The sequence below is a fragment of the Neisseria subflava genome (genome assembly GCF_003044645.1).
In the GTDB taxonomy this organism is placed as follows: Bacteria; Pseudomonadota; Gammaproteobacteria; order Burkholderiales; family Neisseriaceae; genus Neisseria; species Neisseria subflava_B.
Map to the genome: position 1 here is coordinate 1 of NZ_POXL01000006.1, position 18,232 is coordinate 18,232.

Sequence of the window (18,232 nt, forward strand, 5' to 3'; positions counted from 1 at the left end):
AACTCGAACAAGCACTCTCCCTGGCCAAAAGCCTGAACAAAGCCGCCCAAACGGCCAACAACCACCACACCGATGAAGAAACCCAAAGGGGCCGTCTGAAAGACGCCCTTAAAGACCTGAAAGAGGCCGGCTTGATCCAAACCGCCCCGGCCGGCATCGCTACCGCAACAGAGCAAAGCCAACTGCACACCGCCAATGAAAACATCCACCTGGTCAGCGGGGTAAATACCGACATTACCGCCGGCCAAAGCCTGACCGCCCATGCGGCAGAGAGCCTCAACCTGTTTGCGCAAAGCAGCGGCATCAAGATGCAGGCCAATCAGGGCAAAGTAGAAGTACAGGCACAGAATGACGAATTGCAGCTGAATGCCTTAAAGGATGCAACGTTAACCAGCAGTGCAGGGAAAGTCACCATAGCGGCGAAGGAAGAGATACTGATTACCTGCAAAGGGGCGTATATCAAGTTGAGCAACGGGGAAGTTGAGATCGGGAGTCCGAAGGTGGTGCGGGTGAGGGCGCCGTTGGTGGTGAATGGGGTAAAAGGGATAAATTATCCATTACAAAATATTCCACCTTTGCAAATATTTAGTAACAAACTTGACCTTTACGACATATTTGGTTTTTCAGAGAAAAAGATTCCTTTTACGGTAATAGGCAATAAAGACAGAGAAAGTCAACATGGTACACTTGATAAAATGGGAAGAACCAACAGGCTATATTCGGATAAAGCCGAGATAGTAAAAATTTTTGCAGGCAATGCCATCTTATTGCCGGGTAAAGAAAGTGAGGAAAAATAATGGCTGAATATCGTTTTGAATTTTTGGATGCTGACCACAACCCTATGGTCAAATGTTGCTACCAAATCATGCAGTACGACTCTATACTGCGTAAAGATGTTGCCGATGAAAACGGTACGGCAGCATTTGACTCAGAATTGATTACTGGAAAAAAAATCTGGGTACGCTTTTGGACTCAGGGACAGCGACAAGATGCCGCATTCAGCACTCAACCTTTTTACTGGGTGAAAAACGTCATAACGCAGCCGATTATGGCACCCAGAGTATATGAAATTGAACTTCGTGAGACAGAGAACAAAAATAATGAGCCGGAAGATTACCGGCAAGCATTTTATGAAGTACAGGCTGGAGATACGTGGGAAGGGATTGCAGAAAAGTTTGGAACTCAAAAAATATTTATTTATGAGGATAGTTGTTCTGATGGTGACAAGCCAATTGTAGGGGCTAAATTATTACTACCTCATGGATGTAAAAGGTAAATTAAATATTAAGAGGAATAAATTGTGTCTACTAAACGAAACGACAGAACAATAAATGGTAAACCTATCACAACTCTACAAAGTTATGCCCCTTTGCAAGGGGTATGTATTTGGGTAGAAACTAAAGGAACGGGGCATACTTTCTTAACAGTACATAATAAAGATGATCTAATATTATATACGTATGGCAGATATGATGATGCTTATTTAGTAACAGCGGGATTGATGGGAGAGGGTGTACTAATTAGATATACTGGTACTCAAGCTACAACCTATATAAAGAAAGAGCTGTATCGCCTTTCATGCCAAGCATATTTAATTTCTGATGTTTCAAAAGAAAAAGTTAAACAAATCTTTGATCAAATTTGGAATAGCAGTTCAGAACATCCAGATGGTAAGGGAGTAGCTGAAGACATTAAAAAATTTGGAAGAGTAATTGATCATTATGATTTATCAGGGAATAATTGTACTACTAAAGTAATTGATGTATTAATCAAGGCTGGAACTAAAATTTTCAATACGAATGTTAGTATTTTTAGTTATAATTTATATACGTATAAGGAGGATTTTACAATCCCTAGTTCTTTGAAAAAATTTTTAGATGAAAAGAGTTATAGGGACAATAGAGTAACAAATGTAACTGATAGGATGAAAAGTTATTTTCCTAATAGTGCTAAAATAAATAATTTAAAAAAAGTTGGCTCACTGGGAGAATCGTCCGGTAGTTTAGGAAATTCGTCTGGAAGTAGTGCCAATTCTTCTAGTTCTGAACAAATGAGTTCGGGTAGTAGTCCTGCTTCTAGTGCAGGGAGTGTAGGCTCTTCCATAAACTAATAGGAAACTTAAAATGGGTATTTTAGGTAAAGTATCAATGATAATTATTGCTTCGTTATTATTTATTTTTCAAGTGGGTTATATTGTAAATGTTTTTTTAACAATTAAATATAAACTAGAAATGATGGATAATCTTGAAAAGCTATTAATAGAAACTTACTCCATAACACAAATTCTATCTATTTTTATTATTTTTGATGTTTTAATTATATTATTTTTATTAACTTACATGTTATTTATTAAATAGGTAAAGGGACAATCTGGAACACTACTTCCGCAGCACTGGAAACTTCATTCCCTCCACCAGCGAAACCAAAGTTCAGACGCCCCTGTTGTCAGCACACTGCCCGCACGGGTGACCTCGAAGGCATACTCGTCAGTGCAGATGCTCAGGGAGGCGTAAAAGGCGAAGTCCTGAAAATGGGCAAGGCAATACGACGCATGCGAAAAACATTGATAGCTGTCAAATTACTAGATACTGCCGCCAAACGTGCGGGCAATACTGCAACAGAAAGTATTGCCCAAGCAAACCACATCAACAGCGACTTAAAGAAACTGAAAAAATCGGGCGTAGTGAACACCTTTATTACGACCATCATGGCGAAGTCGTTAAAAGAGTCTTTGCAGATGGCAGTAGCGTTTTAACTGAACGCGATGCATTGGGCCGTCCCATTAAAATTACTGATGAAATGGGACGTGAAACCCGCTACCGTTATAACGAATGCGGGCTGCTGACCTGAGACCTTTGCAAAATTCCTCAAAATCCCCTAAATTCCCATCAAGACATTTAGGGGATTTCTCATGAGCACCTTCTTTCAGCAAACCGCATAAGCCATGATTGCCAAACACATCGACCGTTTCCCACTATTGAAGTTGGATCAAGTGATTGATTGGCAACCGATCGAACAATACCTGAATCGTCAAAAAATCCGTTACCTCCGAGACCACCGCGGCCGCCCCGCCTATCCCTGTTGTCCATGTTCAAAGCCGTCCTGCTTGGCCAATGGCACAGTCTCTCCGATCCCGAACTCGAACACAGCCTCATCACCCGCATCGATTTCAACCTGTTTTGCCGTTTTGACGAACTGAGCATCCTCGATTACAGCACCTTATGCCGCTACCGCAACTGGCTGGCGCAAGACAACACCCTGTCCGAACTGCTGGAACTGATCAACTGCCAACTGACTAAAAAAGGCTTAAAAGTAGAGAAAGCATCCACCGCCGTCATTGACGCCACCATTATTCAGACCGCCGGCAGCAAACAGCGCCAGGCCATAGAAGTCGATGAGGAAGGACAAATCAGCGGCCAAACCACACCGAGTAAAGATAAAGATGCCCGCTGGACAAAGAAAAACGGGTTATACAGACTCAGTTACAAACAACATACCCGTACCGATGCGGAAGGCTATATCGAGAAACTGCACATTACCCCCGCCAATGCCCATGAGTGCAAACACCTGTCGCCGTTGTTGGAAGGACTGCCCAAAGGCACGACCGTCTATGCCGACAAAGGCTATGACAGTGAGGAAAACCGGCAACATCTGAAAGAGCGTCGACTGCAGGACGGCATTATGCGCAAAGCCCACCGCAAACATCCGCTGTCGGAAGCGCAAACCAAACGCAACCGATATTTGTCGAAGCCCCGTTATGTGGTCGAACAAAGTTTCGGTACGTTACACCGTAAATTCCGCTATGCGCGGGCTGCCTATTTCGGGCTGATTAAAGTGAGTGCACAAAGCCATCTGAAGGCGATGTGTTTGAACCTTTTGAAAGCCGCCAACAGGCTAAGTGCGCCTGTGCTGCCTAAAAGGCGGCTGGATGCCTGATTAATCAGGCATCCAAGGGAGATTAAGGGGGGATTTAAGTAGAATCAGTGGATATTTGAAACAAAAACAGCCGAAAATCTTTGTTTAGGTTCATCTGTCGGGGGGGGGAGAAGGAATTTTGCAAAGGTCTCAACTTACCTGGAGCTGTATTTTCAGTTTACTCCTTTTGTACATTAAATTAGTTGATTTCACTTAACAAATTTAAATTATAGTTAACCCCACTAATTTTCCTCACTTCTTTTTCCTGCATCAACTATTACGCAGCATTTTGAATCTGTTCGCAGGAAGTCTTACTGACAAAGGGTAAGTGGATCATCACATAACATGATAAATAACTATAGTATTTTTCGTAAATTAATAGGAGATTTAAAGTGGGTATTTATAGTAAAATAATAATGATACTTTTTGTTTTGTTATTGTTTATTTTGCAAATAGGTTATATTTTAAATATATTTTTAGAAATTAAATATAAACTAGAAATGATAGATAATATTAAATCAATATTAAGTGAAACTTATTCTATAACTAAAATGCTATCTAGTTTTATTATTTTTGATATTACAATAATATCATTTCTATTAATTTATATACTAATTAGGGTTAAGGCCGTCTAAATAATTGTTTCAAACCATAGCCATAGCGCGTGCAATCAAGCTGACCTGAATAGATTGTATCTACTGAGATCATATACGCTCCACACGCAATTCTAAATCCATCTAAAACTGCCTACAGGCGAAGATGATCATTAATGGATAACTTTGATTTTGGTTCAAAGGTTATCAACTCTTTTTTTCATTTGAATTTCCATTGCATTTCTGAACTATGTCCGGCTGAAATTCTCACTTAGGCTTTGTGGCAAACGATAGGGTTTCGGTAATCTGTCCCCTCACTGAGGCGAGAGGGAGAGGTGTAGGCTGGTTTTTGGGTTTCTGACGGTCTAGCTAGGAAAACGAATATCCCAAAACGTGGATGTTCATCTGCCAAGACAATAATCTGGTATGCTAGCAAATGATGGATTTGAATACCAAAAGATGTTCATTTGTTTTTTCGGTGTCATTCTAATTTCCTTAAATTTAAAGGTTTGGACGGATTTTTAGACGACCTTTGGCGGCAGATATCGAGCAAGCTCAGGTCGGCTCAAAAACTAACAAAACGGTCAAGCTTTCTGAAATGTTGGATTTGAGCCTGGTCTATGCGCGTGATGAGCATTTGCTGCCTACGCGTCTTGTGTTCCAAAACAGCCTGAAACCGCAAGGATGGAGGCATTTGCGGTTTTCAGGCTGTCCCAATTTACCGCTGAATCTGCGAGGTAATCGTGCTGTCGGTAATCTTGTCGTCTTCTGCCAGCAGCATGGCTTTGGAGAGAACTACCGAGAGTGTGTTGTCCCCCTCAAACGGGATAAACAGCTTGTCGGATGCGTCTTTTTTGCGGCTGTCGGGCACGATGCAGAGGTATTGGTCGTCCGGCAGCATCAGGATGTTGCTGCTGCCGATGTGGATTTTGTAGGTGCGCAGTTTGCCCTGCACGACGAGGAAGTTGCCGTCTATGTGGGCAACCTTGGCGATTTTCAGGCGCGGCAGCAGGGTTTCCAATACGGCTTTGCGGGTTTTGGCGACTTCGCCCAAATCGCCGAAGGAATAGCTCTGCCAGTAGCTGTAAAAACGTGCCTCTCCGCCGTTGTCTTCCCAAGTCGGATCGTTGCCTACGCTTGCCACGCCGACAAACAAATCGACATCGCGCAGCACTTCGGAAAACACGCGCGGCGGAATATCAATTAAGTCCAGCGCGGTAGCATTGTAATCGTCGTCCAACCGGTAAAAGCGCACTTGGTCGGTGCTGACATACTGCCAGATGCCGCTTTCCGTCCATACTTCTTCGCTATCCACTGCGTTTGTCCAAAATTGGGCGAGCAGGTTGTATTCGGGCAAATCCAACGATACGGTTGCGTCGTCGCCGTCCCACGCGCCTGCCAGTGAGCCTCTCCAGCCGCGCCCCTTGGCAAGCGTCATGTATTGGTGTTGTTTCAGGATGTGGGCGGCAAAACGGTTGCTGTATGTTTTGGTGTTGATTTCGGCTTCGGTGAGCAGATAGATTTCACGGTATGCCTGTTTCAGCGGCTGGCGAATTTCTTTGTCCAGCAGCAGTTTGCGCCATTGGGCGATGCTTTGCTGCGTAGCGAGCGCGGGATGCCACAAGCTGACTTGCAGGCAGTCCGAAACATCGGTTTGCGCGCCCGTTTCGTCCACCCATGTTCCCTCCAGCCACAGCGCGGATTTGCCCTGCGTATCGTTTTCGTCGCGGAAAAACTGCCATATTAGCGGGCGCGTGAGGCAGGACATCAGCCCGTGTTGCCAGTAATACTGTTCGGCGTGTTCCAGCGGTACGCGGTGTTCGGAGCGCATCATTTGGTCCAAGCGGTCGCGTTGGGCGGTGAGCGTGGCGTTGAGGGTTTTCTGTGTAGCTTTAATCTTTTTCAGTTTGTCAGCGTAGTCGGTTTTCACAAAGGCGGGCACGGTTTTCTGCGGCGAGCCGTCGGGTTTGAACCAGCGCAGTTCGGACTTGCCTACACCCGTAACTGCCAGACGGCAGGTGTAGCCGCCGAAGTCGTAGTCGCGGCGGCCTTCCTGCAAGCCGAAATCGTCCACCGCCATGTCTTCGATTTCGTTGCGGGATACGCCTCGCTGCGCAGCGGCTTCGTCCAGATATTTAGCAATCGAGTTTTGCACGTTGCTGAACTTAATCCGCAGGCGCAGGCGCGAAAGGCAGGCGATGCCGTCCAGCCCTTTGGAGCGGAACAGCGCATAGAAGCAGGCGTTGCCCACGGAAGCATAGCGCGCGCCGAGATTGGGGATTTTGTCGTATGAATGCAGCCCAAGTTGGGTAAGGGCGGATAGGGTGGCGCTGTCGTGGAAGTGGCTGCACATCCACACCAGCCCTTTGAGCACGGTCTGGTTGATGCTGCAAACGGGCAGGATATGAGTGTCGTAGCTGTATGCTCCGTGGGTGACGGTTTCGGTCTGCACTTCGCTGCTGCAGACAAATTTTATCCAGCCGTGCAGCATTTTTTTGAATCTGTCCGGACTCAGCCCGTCAATCAGCGTTTTGGCTTCTTTCAGGTATTTTTCGCTCGGCTTGCCCGCATTGGCGGATAGGGCAAGCGCAATGATTTTGCTCCATACGTCCTGCTGTTCGGGCGGCAGAGCAGCAAGTTGCGGATTGGCGTATCGGGCAAACTCGTCGTCTTGGGCGGGAAAACAGGCTTCGGCGGAACCGCTTGCCAGTTCTGCCAGGGCGGCAAGGTTGGCGGTAGCCGCTTTCTTGTTCCACAGGTTTTCCGCAAAGACGCGGTAACGGTCGCAGACGTTTTTCAGGCCGTCTGAAAGCGTTTCACTCGGATTGGGAAACTGTTTTTTGATTTGGTTTATCAGATATTTGAGAGGATAGTAGTCTGCCTCCCGCTTGGACAGCCCGTTATCGTCCAGCATTGCGGCAAAAATATGCTGCACATCCTGCTCCGTCATCGGCAACGTTTTACGCGCCAGAGCCATCGCTACCGCTACACGGATGGTGCCGTAATTGTGTATCCTGTCCTCGCCCATATTTTTAAAAATTTTATTCCGTCCCCAGCCGCGTATCAAATCAATGCAGTGGATCAGCAAATCGACGCGGTATCCGGGTGCGGCTTTCTCCACTTCGGCAAAACTAGGGCAGAGCTTCAGGTTTATCGTGTCGTATTCGTGTGAACGGCTTTGGAGCCATTCTTTTTCCAGTGTGTTGAGAAGCTGATTAAACTTGGCACGGTGGCTGTCGGAAATCTGCACGGTTTGGTTTTGGCTCATAGGACTGTCCTTGTGTATCAATGTGTTGGTTATTTCGCTGCAAAGGTGGATAACGTCGGTAAGGGTTTTCTTGTCCGCACTATTCAGGCTGTATGGGCATCTTCTACAAAGGTGAGGTAGCGTTGCGCGGCGGTTTTCAGGCTGCTTATCCGCCTACTAGCGGCGTGAGTTTGATGAAATTGACGACTAATCCGTCATGCAGATACACCATGTCGTCCAGCGTTTCCAGTTGGCGGTTGTCGGCAAGGATGAAAAACGCGTTCTGCTCAAAAGCTTTCAAGGCGATAACGATTTGCTTTTCCGCGTCCACAGGTTGCGAGTGCGTGTCTTTTTTGCCGTGCGTTTTCCGAATCACGATGTCGCCGCGATCGGTGGGGATAACGAGGCTGTGGCGTAGCAGGACATCGGCGGCGCGGTTGTTGTAGGCTGCAACTTCCTGCCGCACGCGTTCGGCAATCAGCTCCGCCGCGCTGATGTGGTTGGATCTAAATTTTAAAAATAACTCATGCAACACTTTGCCGGCGAGATTTTGGTCTTGGATGGTGATGGTAGCTGCGATCATGGATGACTCTTCCAAACAGAAAACAGACAAATCATACTGTTTTTTGATCGTTTCAGATAGGCTGAAAACAAAGCAGCCTTCACATTGATAGATACGAGTGCAGGTTGCTCTTTACATTTTAGTTCCGAAGGAACTTTGTTGAAGTTCACGTTACAGGTATTTATCTGCTTTACGCAAGTTCAGGTTGGCTATTTTGTGCCGTTGGCAATCAAGATAATAATATTTTTCATCTTGATTTACCTTGAGATAGCTGAATTTTTCAATAGAAAAAGTCTAGCTATTTTACAAGGAGTATGAAGTGTGAATGCATAAAAGGCATAAAATAGAGAAAAAGGCCGTCTGAAACATTTCAGATGGCCTTTTTGTGTTTAAATAAGTAATTGTACAGCTAGGAAAACAGGATTTAGTAGACTAAATGCTATTTTTATGAATTTAATATAATATAAATTAAGGAAGTTTTCCTTATTGTTATATTAAATTTGCTTTTTGCTCCTAATTGCTAACTGAGAGTTAATGATACTCTAGAGGGTAGGTTAATAGTACTCAAATTTTGGGTATAAAATCAATAGGTTTTAAGAGAAATTTGGCAGTTTAATCATGCCGTAACTCTACCACTTAATTATTGGTTGGTGGAATAGGGTAGAGAGCAGGGAGCCTTAGTACGATACCAAGTACCTTCAACTTACAGACTGTTACTCTATCACTGATAGCAGGTGTAATTGAATAGGGGCTAAGATTTTGAATTGCCCAAATTCAATCTTTCAGACGGCCTTTGGAAAAACGCTCACCTAAAACCCGAGCACAACGTCCATGATCTAGACGAAATCGTCCCGCTGCCTCCGGAAAAACTGCAGAGCTGGGACGATAAAATCGCTATCCAACGTTTTGAAGAAGGATCTGCTCTGGCAAAACCATCCGATGAACTGGTATGCAGATTGGAGCAACAGGCGGGATTGGATCCGAATACTGGGCTGACGAAGTAAGAGAATCAATGTGCGCCAAAAGTAGTTTGACCACGTTCAAAGGTCGTCTAAAAGCGCTACTTCAATGAAAGGAAAACACCCAGATGCTTTTCAGACGACCTTGTGTTACAAACGGCCATGCTGTAATTGGCTTTTATAGAGAATAACCGTAAACGGTCATGGCGTTGTGCCGCTCTAAATTTTATTAAACCCACTACAATATAAAAACATGATGAAGCATAAATCTATACCTTATGAGCGTCAGGAAATCATCCGACGTGAGCGCGAGTTGGCTAAATATGCCAATACTATGGACAGTTTGTTCTGCATTCCTTTTACCAAACAGGGGATGGGTGTTGATGTCATATTGTCGCTAATCCCCTTTGTCGGGGATATTGCCGGACTTTTTCTGACGATGAAGGCTTTTCGTATGGGACGGGAGTTGGGCGTGCCGGATCATAAAATGCGTCCTGCTGTATATCTTGCTTTTGCCGATATGGTGCTCGGCATGATTCCTGTTGTCGGTACACTTATCGATATTTTCCTGCAACCGAGCCGCCGTACTTTGAAAATCATCAATGAATATGTGCGTAGCGAGTATGGTATAGACAGCGATCTGCATCTAGAGCGCCCATTTATGCATTTGGCTTTGGAGAAGAAACAGCAACAATCAGATTTTTGGCAAAAACCTGTTGCGGTTTGGCTTTATATGCATATACCTGATTTTTTTGGTTTGATTGTGTTGGTGCTGATGGGGTGGATAACGGTTGCAATGAGTAAATGGATATGGAGCGGTATGACTTATCTGTTCAGTGTTGTTGCTGGTTGGTTTTGAATGTTTGTGAGAGGTAAGGAAGAAAAGGGGATATTAGGCACGAAAATAGCTGAAAACTCGTGTTTTTGTTGGCTTTTGGAGGAAAGGCAGATCGGTAGAGTACGAAGTAAGATGTGGAATCTGTAAAGAAACCATTTCAGACAGCCTAAAGTTAACGTCCCTTGCTGTTTTTAAGGTAAGCATTACAACTTAAAAAATTAGATAAGGAAACTTTATGAATAAAATGCTGGTTTTTATTTTTATATTATTGTATTTGTTTATAGGTATTGTTGATAGAACAGGGGAATTTGACAATAATTATGTATTTTTTTTAAAAAAACCGTGGTTTTTTCAAAGCATATACTACGATCCCATAGGAGATCGTGATATACAAGATGTACCTAAAGAGCAATTGAAACAATACCTATTATATTGTAATGCTAATATTTTTAATGAATTTCCATGTACTGTAGAGATACAAGAGGAAACAAAAAAATATTTAAGTGAGCATTAATTTTAGAGATCCAAAATCATTTAGTAAAATATGGCAGGAGTAGTCCATCGATATTGATGACTAGGTGACTTACCGTTATACGGCACAGTTATCTGAATACTCGAATCCCTTTATAGGGGTGTTTTACCCGAACCATCAGGTGGAATTCGTATTAGACAGTGTAATGGCTGGTGATTAGGAAAGACTGCAGTAATATTTTAACATGCTATCCTGAAAGACAATTGGCTTTTCTTTCTTAAAATAGAAATGCTTAGATTGGGAAAGAGAATGTTTGATAGGATTAACCCATAAAGAAATTTCTAATAAAGAATGGAGAAAATGTTGAAAAAAGCAAATTGCTATGGAAATGAACACCCTTGCTTGCAGTTATGAAAAATAGACTAATTCTGTCGTTTCAAACATAGTGGTGCCAAAGCATTGTGACTCTGTATGGGGAATAAAGTAAGAGTAGCTTAGGTTGGTAACACAATATTAATAAAGGTCACCTGAGACTTTTCAGACGACCTTCTTTTAAAGTGGAATCATGTTTAAAAAATTTGCTTTAATAACTATTTTGTTGACTATAATTTTTTCTTATTTTTATTTTAGATATAGCGCATATTGCCATTATAAAGAAAAGACTTTACCTAGTTATCAAGTTCCTAGTGATGGAGATCAGTGCGAAAGGTTTAGCATAAGTGAAAATAAAAAAATTGTTGTTTGTTTGGATAGTATAGGAAATTTTTTAAGCATAGATGGCCTTAACTCTGGTATCTATTTATATGATGGCCAAGGTAAATTGCTGTCTTTTTATTATCTCTATAATGAAGTTTGGCTAGGCATGTCATTAGACTTGAACTTAGATGAAGAAGGTATATTCGATTTAGGTCTATATGCTCAAGCAGAATCCTTTTCTATAAACCCATCTATTCTCCATAGGATAGAAGCAGAATTTATTGATAATCTATGCTATAAATAAAAAATTAATATATTTATTTTCTAAAATTCAGGCACTTAAAATATAAAAGAGGACCTTCCGGTATTTTTATCCTTCAAAGAATATCGTTTTAATCCCAATTGAAGTAGTTTTGAAATAATAGGCAAAATTTATGAAAAATAGTGAAATGGTTTGGTTTCTTTATATTGATATTTGGGTTAGTGGAATATTGGAGAATCAAGGATATTGGAAAGGAAATTAATAACCTGGATATAAATAGCGAATGCTACCAGAATAATGACTTTATTGAATATAACAATTATTCTTGTGGATTTTATTTTATAAACAAAATCTCAAAAGGATTATCTGATGATAAGGAATATGAATTTTGTGAAACTAGACATAGCAGAGAGGAAGAAAAAGTTGAAGAGATAATTAGATTTAAAAATAAATTATTACAAGATCAAAAGACATTACAAAATAGAAAAATCTTTGCCTGCACAGGATGGAACGGCTTTAGGACAGCAATCTTTATTGCCGATGAAAAGGATAATTTGCTCTACTATTATCGAGATACATCCCCATTTGGTTCGGAATAGGTTCCTGAAAATTTTGCAAGACTCTCTATCAATGACGAATATATCGGCTGGAGTGGCGGACCTAATGGCGGTCCTGTTGCTCCACTGCATCCCAACCTCCTTCAACGGATAGATGCAAAAATTATACGGTGGCTGGTTGAATTGTTTTATTGAACGGAAAGAGCCCTCTTTGAACCTTTTGTTTTCTAACCTATCATGAAAAAAATAATTTTCCTAATATTGCTTTACGTGTTTCCCTTTGTGATACATGACTTCATTACTGAACAAAAACGACAAATCGTCATCCATAATTCATCTTCTTATTGGTTGCAAGTTGACGTTTCTAGAACGTATGAAAATCAGACTGAGGATGAAGCATGAAAAATTACTGGGGTTTCAATTTAGGGAAGAATGAATCTTCCCCGATCTACTTCTCATATAATAAAAAAATATTAATGAAACCCTCTATCTTGGTTTTTCTTTTTCCCTGCCAGATAATAATGATGTATTCTATACAGATGAATCTGTACCAACTCCAAAGCAGAGGTCCATGGAATTTTATCGCGACTCAAGCGATTTCTGTGAGAGGCATATTTATATTGGGAACAGTGGAGAGATAATTAAAGATGAAGTAGTTAAGGGATTTTGCTTGGGACGATTATTGAGTTAAATCCTTCATTATTTGAATCCTTGACTAAGTTTCAAGCAAAATACAGATTAAATTTAGGGGCTGTACTAGATTAGCCCTAAATTTATAAAGGTCGTTGGATTCGGGCTTCAAGTGCAACACTCGGGCACCAGTGGTTGGAACAGATTCAAGAATAAAACACCTGGCGTTTCGTAGCCAAGTGTTTTTCTCGGCCGGTGGTTCAACTCATCTTGAACCCTGCGTATCTCCCCATTACTGATGTTTCTGAAATCGGTTTGTTTGGGGAAATATTGCCGGATAAGTCCGTTGGTGTTTTCATTCAGCCCTTTTTCCCAAGAATGGTAAGGGCGGCAAAAATAGGTTTCCGTCTTTAATGCTTTGGCTATTTGGGTGTGTTAGTAGAACTCTTTGCCGTTATCTATGGTGATGGTGTGCACCCTGTCTTCATGCGCCTTCAATACTCTAACAGCTACCAGGGCAATGTCTCTGGCTTTTAAGCTATTCAATTTGCAGATGATGGTGTAGCGGGTAACGCGTTCGACCAAGGTCAATAATGCGTTTTTCTGATCTTTGCTGACGATGGTGCTGGCCTCTCAATCGCCGATACGGGTTTTCTAGTCGACAATGGCGGGTCGGTTTTCTATGCAGACGCGGTTGGGCACTTTGCCTCTGGTCTGTGTGCTGCCGTAGCGTTTGTGGTAGACTTTGCTGCATATTCTGAGATGTTGCCACAACGTGCCGCCGTTGCTTTTATCTTGGCGAAGGTAGGGGTAAACGGTGCTGTGATAGAGTGTGATTGTGTGTAGCTCATAGCAATCTTTCTTACAAGAAAGTGGGCAGAGGCGTTATCACCGCGGCTTGAGTTGGAATCAAATATCAACCGCCATGCGTTACTGCCAACTCCTCTATTCCGCAGGCCTTCCCATGCCCGAAGTCGTTTCCGCCACCCATGACATGCTCGAACGCTTCCACAAGCATTTCGATATTGATTTCCCCGAAGACAAGCTGCAACTGTGGGAAGCCGATTCCTACGCCTATATCCTCTGGCTGCTGGGGCTGGCCGTATTGTCCAACCATAAAGAAAGCCTCAACCGCATCCCCGGCTGGCTTTCGCCCGATTTGGACGAAAACGGAGAGCGCATCCTTGGCGGTGCGCCACTGGTGGATGCACCGATGAAGGCATTGCTGGATTTGGTCGGTTATCGGGGCAGGGTTCAGGTCAATCCCGAACCGTTTTTTCCAAAAAGCGTCTATATGCTGATACCCGACATCATCCATCCGCCCAAGAACCCCGACAACCCGTTTGAATCTTCGGGTATCCTTCGCGGCAGGCTACTGCGGGACTACCTGAAAGGCTGGTACAAAACCAATAAGGATACTTATTGCTATGACTATCATAAAGTTAGGGATGGAGAGTTGTTCTTCGGCTACTGGGCATTCGAAACCGCCATCTTGACCCGGCTGCTTCATGAAGATATAGAAGGTCAACCCTTAAAGGCAATGGGTTTTTATCCGAAGGACTATATCGAATATGCCCGTAAACAAGGGTTTGCGGTATTGGACGGCATATAGGATGGCAATGGGGAAGGCCGTCTGGGAAACACTTTCAGACGGCCTCAAATATTCGATCTCTATATAGGACAAAAGCATAACTCCTCAAGAACAAAAAAACCGTTTGAACGACCTTATGTTACATGTGTAGCGTTGCGAACTATACGACAACGAACACAGGCTGAGATCTTTGCAAAACTCCCCAAAATCCCCTAAATTCCCACCAAGACATTTAGGGGATTTTCCAGATTACAGCACTTTATGCCGCTACCGCAACTGGCTGGCGCAAGACGACACCCTGTCCGAATTGCTGAAACTGATTAACCGCCAACTGACTGAAAAAGGCCTAAAAGTAGAGAAAGCATCCGCCGCCGTCGTTGACGCCACCATTATTCAGACCGCCGGCAGCAAACAGTGTTAGGCCATAGAAGTCGATGAAGAAGGACAAGTCAGCGGCCAAACCACACCGAGTAAAGACAGCGATGCCCGTTGGATAAAGAAAAACGGCCTCTACAAACTCGGTTACAAACAACATACCTGTACCGATGCGGAAGGCTATATCGAGAAACTGCACATTACCCCTGCCAATGCCCATGAGTGCAAACACCTGTTGCCTTTGTTGGAAGGACTGCCCAAAGGTACGACCGTCTATGCCGACAAAGGCTATGACAGTGAGGAAAACCGACAACATCTGAAAGAGCGTCGACTGCAGGACGGCATTATGCGCAAAGCCCACCGCAAACATCCGCCGTCGGAAGCGCAAACCAAACGCAACCGATATTTGTCGAAGCCCCGTTATGTGGTCGAACAAAGCTTCGGTACGTTACACCGTAAATTCCGCTATGCGCGGGCTGCCTATTTCGGGCTGATTAAAGTGAGTGCACAAAGCCATCTGAAGGCGATGTGTTTGAACCTTTTGAAAGCCGCCAACAGGCTAAGTGCGCCTGTTGCTGCCTAAAAGGCGGCTGGATGCCTGATTAATCAGGTATCCAAGGGAGATTAAGGGGGGATTTAAGTAGAATCAGTGGATATTTGAAACAAAAACAGCCGAAAATCTTTGTTTGGATTTCGGCTGTAGGGGTGGGAGAAATTTTGCAAAGGTCTCAGACCGTCAAAAATTTTGACGACCTTTGTTTTTAAATATTGTAAGTAATTGTAGAATTTAAGAGAAACTGGAATTATCAGGCTCAAATGTCATTTTATGAATTTAACATAATATAAATTATGCGAACTAATAGACAGCAAAAAAGCTGAAATGCTGCCTTGTGTTCAAAAACAATCAATATATACGGTATAGGCCTATTTTTAACACATTTTTACAAAGGTCATCCTATGCCTATTACAACTCTTGGAATCGTGGGAACCAAAGGTGGAACAGGAAAAACAACTGTTACTGCAAATATCGGCGGTATGCTTGCCGATATGGGGTTTCGTGTATTAATGATTGATGCCGACCCTCAGGCTTCCTTAAGCAAATATTATCCACTTCATTACACCGCACCAAACGGTATCGTCGAGCTTTTGTTAGGTGAAAACTCTGAAGATATCATTACATCGACTATCTCAAATACGGTTTATCCGAACCTTGACATCGTCTTATCCAATAATTTGTCGGATGATGTACGCATCAATGTCCAAGGCCGTATCGACCGTGCCGTTTTGCTGCGTTCAAAACTGGTACATCCCTATATTCAATCCAACTACGACATCGTTATTATCGATACCCAAGGTGCCGTCGGTCCGGTACAGGATGCGGTCGTCTATGCTTCGACCATGCTGATCAGCCCGATTAACCCAAGTGCACTGAGCACGCGGGAATTCTTAAAAGGAACATTGGGTTTGCTGGATCGATTAAGTCTCGGCTCTGCGATTAATTTGGATGTTCCGCCGCTGCGTGCTTTGATTTATGCGCAAGACCGGTCACGCAATGCCCGACTGATTGCAGATGAAATCAAAGACGAATTCAATACTTCCATTGACGGTAAAAACCAGCTGTTGAATACCGTTATTCCTTATGCAAAAGCATATTTGGAGGCTTCTACTTTCCGGATTCCGGTACATGTCCACGAACGCGAACATGCCGGTAAATCCGAGTCCGCCCTGTCAGTTATGACTTCTCTTGTCTATGAGCTGTTTCCGCCAATCCGCGACAAACAGCTGAAAGGTACTTTCTTCAATAATATGGCTGATTTGTATCCTGAACAGCCTGTTGAAGCTGATACTGAAAACAAAGGGGAATGATGATGACTGCCAATCAAAACCAACCTGTGAAACCGGTCAAAAGACTGACTGAAGGGCTGGTTAGTTCCAGCCTGCTCGTCTCCAATCCATCGCAAACCAGTATGGATTTGGCTAAAACACCGTCTAACAATATTCCCGGCATGTTTTTAAATATTGCCGTCGGCGATATCGATTTCTTCGATAAAAATCCGCGCCGCCAACATGATGAGGAATTGTATGCCCAGATTAAGGCATCTATCCGCGCATCCGGTGTCCAGCATCCTGTCCATATTACGCGCAGACCTAATGAAAGCCGTTATATTTTGGCTCAGGGCGGTAATACGCGCCTTAAAATCGTCAAAGAACTCTATGCGGAAACCGGAGATTCGCGCTTTGCGAGCATTCCTTGCATCTATATCGAATACACCAATGATGAAGACATCCAGATTGCCCATCTGATTGAGAACGAACAGCGCGCCGACATGGTGTTCTGGGATAAGGCCTGCGCTTATGCGGACATCCGCGATATGCTGCAGGCCAAATCGGCGGATAAACTGGGATTGCGTAAATTGATTGAGGGGTTCGATTCAAAAGGTTTGGCCGTCTCATTAAGGCCATTATCGCTGTATTTCTTCGCTGCAGACAATTTGTGCGTCCTCGGCAAATTCTGCAATGCTCTCTCTTTGTCAAAAACCGAAGTATTACGCAAACAATACAATGACTTGCTGGAGCAGCTGCCTGACGTTTCAGAACCTGAACCGACGTTTGCCCTCTTCTGGGAAAATACTCTGGAGACATGGTGCGCCGAGCATACTGAAGAGGCGGAACTTGATGTTCCGGCTCTTCAGGAATACCTGCAACAGCAGTTTGAAACTGCATACGACATCGAATCTGGAGCAGAAAAAAATAGTGCGCCAGCACGGCCGACCGAGCGGGCGGCATTACATAATGATGATACTGGTTCAGCATCTGCAGTCAAACAGCAGTCAACCGGTGAGCATCCTACCGACGATGAGATTCAGAGCGACAGCGTGACTCGGGCTGCGGTCAATCCGCAGTCCGGGGCAATTACCCCAGAGTCCGAGGAAAACGAATTTACGAATACGTCCCCTGCTCTTCAGCAAGCCGTATTCCCTTCTTTAACTGTTGAGACTCAAGACGGCCGTCAGGCATTACAGAAATTGCATGAAACCGTAATTAAGCTGGCAAATGCAGCGAATATCCGTGATTTTCTGGTATTTGACGACAAAATGCCCTATGGCTACATGATGGATCTGCCTGATTTCTCAAAGCCGGAATGGATCGGATTGCAGCTGATAGACGGCAGTTTGAATGCACGTCACCCAAGTGCCGCAGTTATCTTCGGATATTTGTGGCAAACAAGTGGCCAAGAGGAACTGTTCCAGTCTCCTCATATGCTGCAGAAATACAATCCATTCCTGTCCAACGAGCGCAAATACCCTGTTTTGGCCGAAGCATACCGTAATCCTGAACTCTACAGCCAAATTACCGAACATGCTTTGGGTGGGGATAAATACTTTCAGAACCTCAATCTGAATGTCTACTACCTGATGACCATGGATGAGGAACTTGGTCCGTTGTTGTTTGATTATCTGCAAGCAGTGATTTACGTCAACCATTCAGATGCGCTTCAGTGGCCGCTGTTTAGAGTGATGTAAGGGAGGTAGCG

General features: G+C 43.7%; 13 protein-coding genes and 5 pseudogenes. 15 read left to right on the top strand and 3 right to left on the bottom strand.

All coding sequences use genetic code 11. The features are described 5' to 3' along the window. The 5 genes and pseudogenes from DBY97_RS07355 to DBY97_RS07385 all read left to right on the top strand — a co-directional run. The coding region (locus tag DBY97_RS07355) for a DUF2345 domain-containing protein (RefSeq protein ID WP_107857965.1) at window positions 1-797 on the top strand (797 nt) is incomplete at its 5' end. Beyond that, window positions 797-1,276 carry a LysM peptidoglycan-binding domain-containing protein gene (locus DBY97_RS07360; RefSeq protein ID WP_107857966.1) on the top strand — a complete coding sequence of 160 codons (480 nt, stop codon included), beginning with the start codon at window positions 797-799 and terminating at the stop codon, window positions 1,274-1,276. The genes DBY97_RS07355 and DBY97_RS07360, both read left to right, overlap by 1 nt. Before the next feature lie 24 nt (window positions 1,277-1,300). Continuing rightward, a complete protein-coding gene (locus DBY97_RS07365) occupies window positions 1,301-2,110 on the top strand; it encodes a hypothetical protein (protein ID WP_159069481.1) in 810 nt (269 codons plus the stop codon). A 441-nt stretch (window positions 2,111-2,551) separates the two neighbouring features. Continuing rightward, window positions 2,552-2,755 carry a hypothetical protein gene (locus DBY97_RS07375; RefSeq protein ID WP_159069482.1) on the top strand — a complete coding sequence of 68 codons (204 nt, stop codon included), beginning with the start codon at window positions 2,552-2,554 and terminating at the stop codon, window positions 2,753-2,755. Between the two features lie 189 nt (window positions 2,756-2,944). After that, window positions 2,945-3,936: pseudogene (locus tag DBY97_RS07385) on the top strand (IS5 family transposase). Between the two features lie 1,290 nt (window positions 3,937-5,226). Here DBY97_RS07385 and DBY97_RS07400 read toward each other — a convergent pair. Both DBY97_RS07400 and DBY97_RS07405 read right to left on the bottom strand, forming a co-directional pair. Continuing rightward, complete coding sequence (locus tag DBY97_RS07400) at window positions 5,227-7,776, bottom strand: DUF4132 domain-containing protein (protein ID WP_107857972.1); 2,550 nt, start codon at window positions 7,774-7,776, stop codon at window positions 5,227-5,229. A gap of 145 nt (window positions 7,777-7,921) precedes the next feature. After that, window positions 7,922-8,338, bottom strand: a complete 417-nt coding sequence (locus DBY97_RS07405; protein ID WP_234394529.1) for a hypothetical protein — start codon at window positions 8,336-8,338, stop codon at window positions 7,922-7,924. Between the two features lie 764 nt (window positions 8,339-9,102). Between DBY97_RS07405 and DBY97_RS07410 the strand changes: the two are divergent. The 5 genes and pseudogenes from DBY97_RS07410 to DBY97_RS07430 all read left to right on the top strand — a co-directional run. Next, window positions 9,103-9,321: pseudogene (locus DBY97_RS07410) on the top strand (DUF6396 domain-containing protein); the annotation flags it as partial. Window positions 9,322-9,529: 208 nt separating this feature from the next. Next, entirely contained in the window at window positions 9,530-10,135 is a 606-nt protein-coding gene (locus DBY97_RS07415; protein ID WP_107857974.1) for a DUF4112 domain-containing protein, read from the top strand. A gap of 214 nt (window positions 10,136-10,349) precedes the next feature. Beyond that, the gene (locus tag DBY97_RS07420; RefSeq protein WP_107857975.1) at window positions 10,350-10,628 is read left to right on the top strand and encodes a hypothetical protein; all 279 of its coding nucleotides are present in this window, start codon (window positions 10,350-10,352) and stop codon (window positions 10,626-10,628) included. A gap of 523 nt (window positions 10,629-11,151) precedes the next feature. Continuing rightward, window positions 11,152-11,586, top strand: a complete 435-nt coding sequence (locus DBY97_RS07425) for a hypothetical protein (RefSeq protein ID WP_107857976.1) — start codon at window positions 11,152-11,154, stop codon at window positions 11,584-11,586. A 140-nt stretch (window positions 11,587-11,726) separates the two neighbouring features. After that, window positions 11,727-12,143, top strand: coding sequence for a hypothetical protein (locus DBY97_RS07430; protein ID WP_234394530.1), 417 nt, complete (start codon window positions 11,727-11,729; stop codon window positions 12,141-12,143). Between the two features lie 756 nt (window positions 12,144-12,899). Here DBY97_RS07430 and DBY97_RS07440 read toward each other — a convergent pair. Next, a pseudogene (locus DBY97_RS07440) lies at window positions 12,900-13,574 on the bottom strand (IS30 family transposase); the annotation flags it as partial. Window positions 13,575-13,620: 46 nt separating this feature from the next. Here DBY97_RS07440 and DBY97_RS11565 point away from each other — a divergent pair. The 5 genes and pseudogenes from DBY97_RS11565 to DBY97_RS07465 all read left to right on the top strand — a co-directional run. After that, window positions 13,621-13,848: pseudogene (locus DBY97_RS11565) on the top strand (PoNe immunity protein domain-containing protein); the annotation flags it as partial. Between the two features lie 177 nt (window positions 13,849-14,025). Then, on the top strand, window positions 14,026-14,343 hold the full coding sequence (locus DBY97_RS11570; protein ID WP_283120756.1) for a PoNe immunity protein domain-containing protein: 318 nt from the start codon (window positions 14,026-14,028) through the stop codon (window positions 14,341-14,343). 223 nt (window positions 14,344-14,566) lie between these two features. Further along, a pseudogene (locus DBY97_RS07450) lies at window positions 14,567-15,280 on the top strand (IS5 family transposase); the annotation flags it as partial. A 374-nt stretch (window positions 15,281-15,654) separates the two neighbouring features. Beyond that, entirely contained in the window at window positions 15,655-16,563 is a 909-nt protein-coding gene (locus DBY97_RS07460) for a ParA family protein (protein WP_107697244.1), read from the top strand. Next, complete coding sequence (locus DBY97_RS07465; RefSeq protein ID WP_107697245.1) at window positions 16,560-18,221, top strand: ParB N-terminal domain-containing protein; 1,662 nt, start codon at window positions 16,560-16,562, stop codon at window positions 18,219-18,221. Before DBY97_RS07460 ends, DBY97_RS07465 begins: the two co-directional genes overlap by 4 nt. Window positions 18,222-18,232 lie beyond the last annotated feature (11 nt).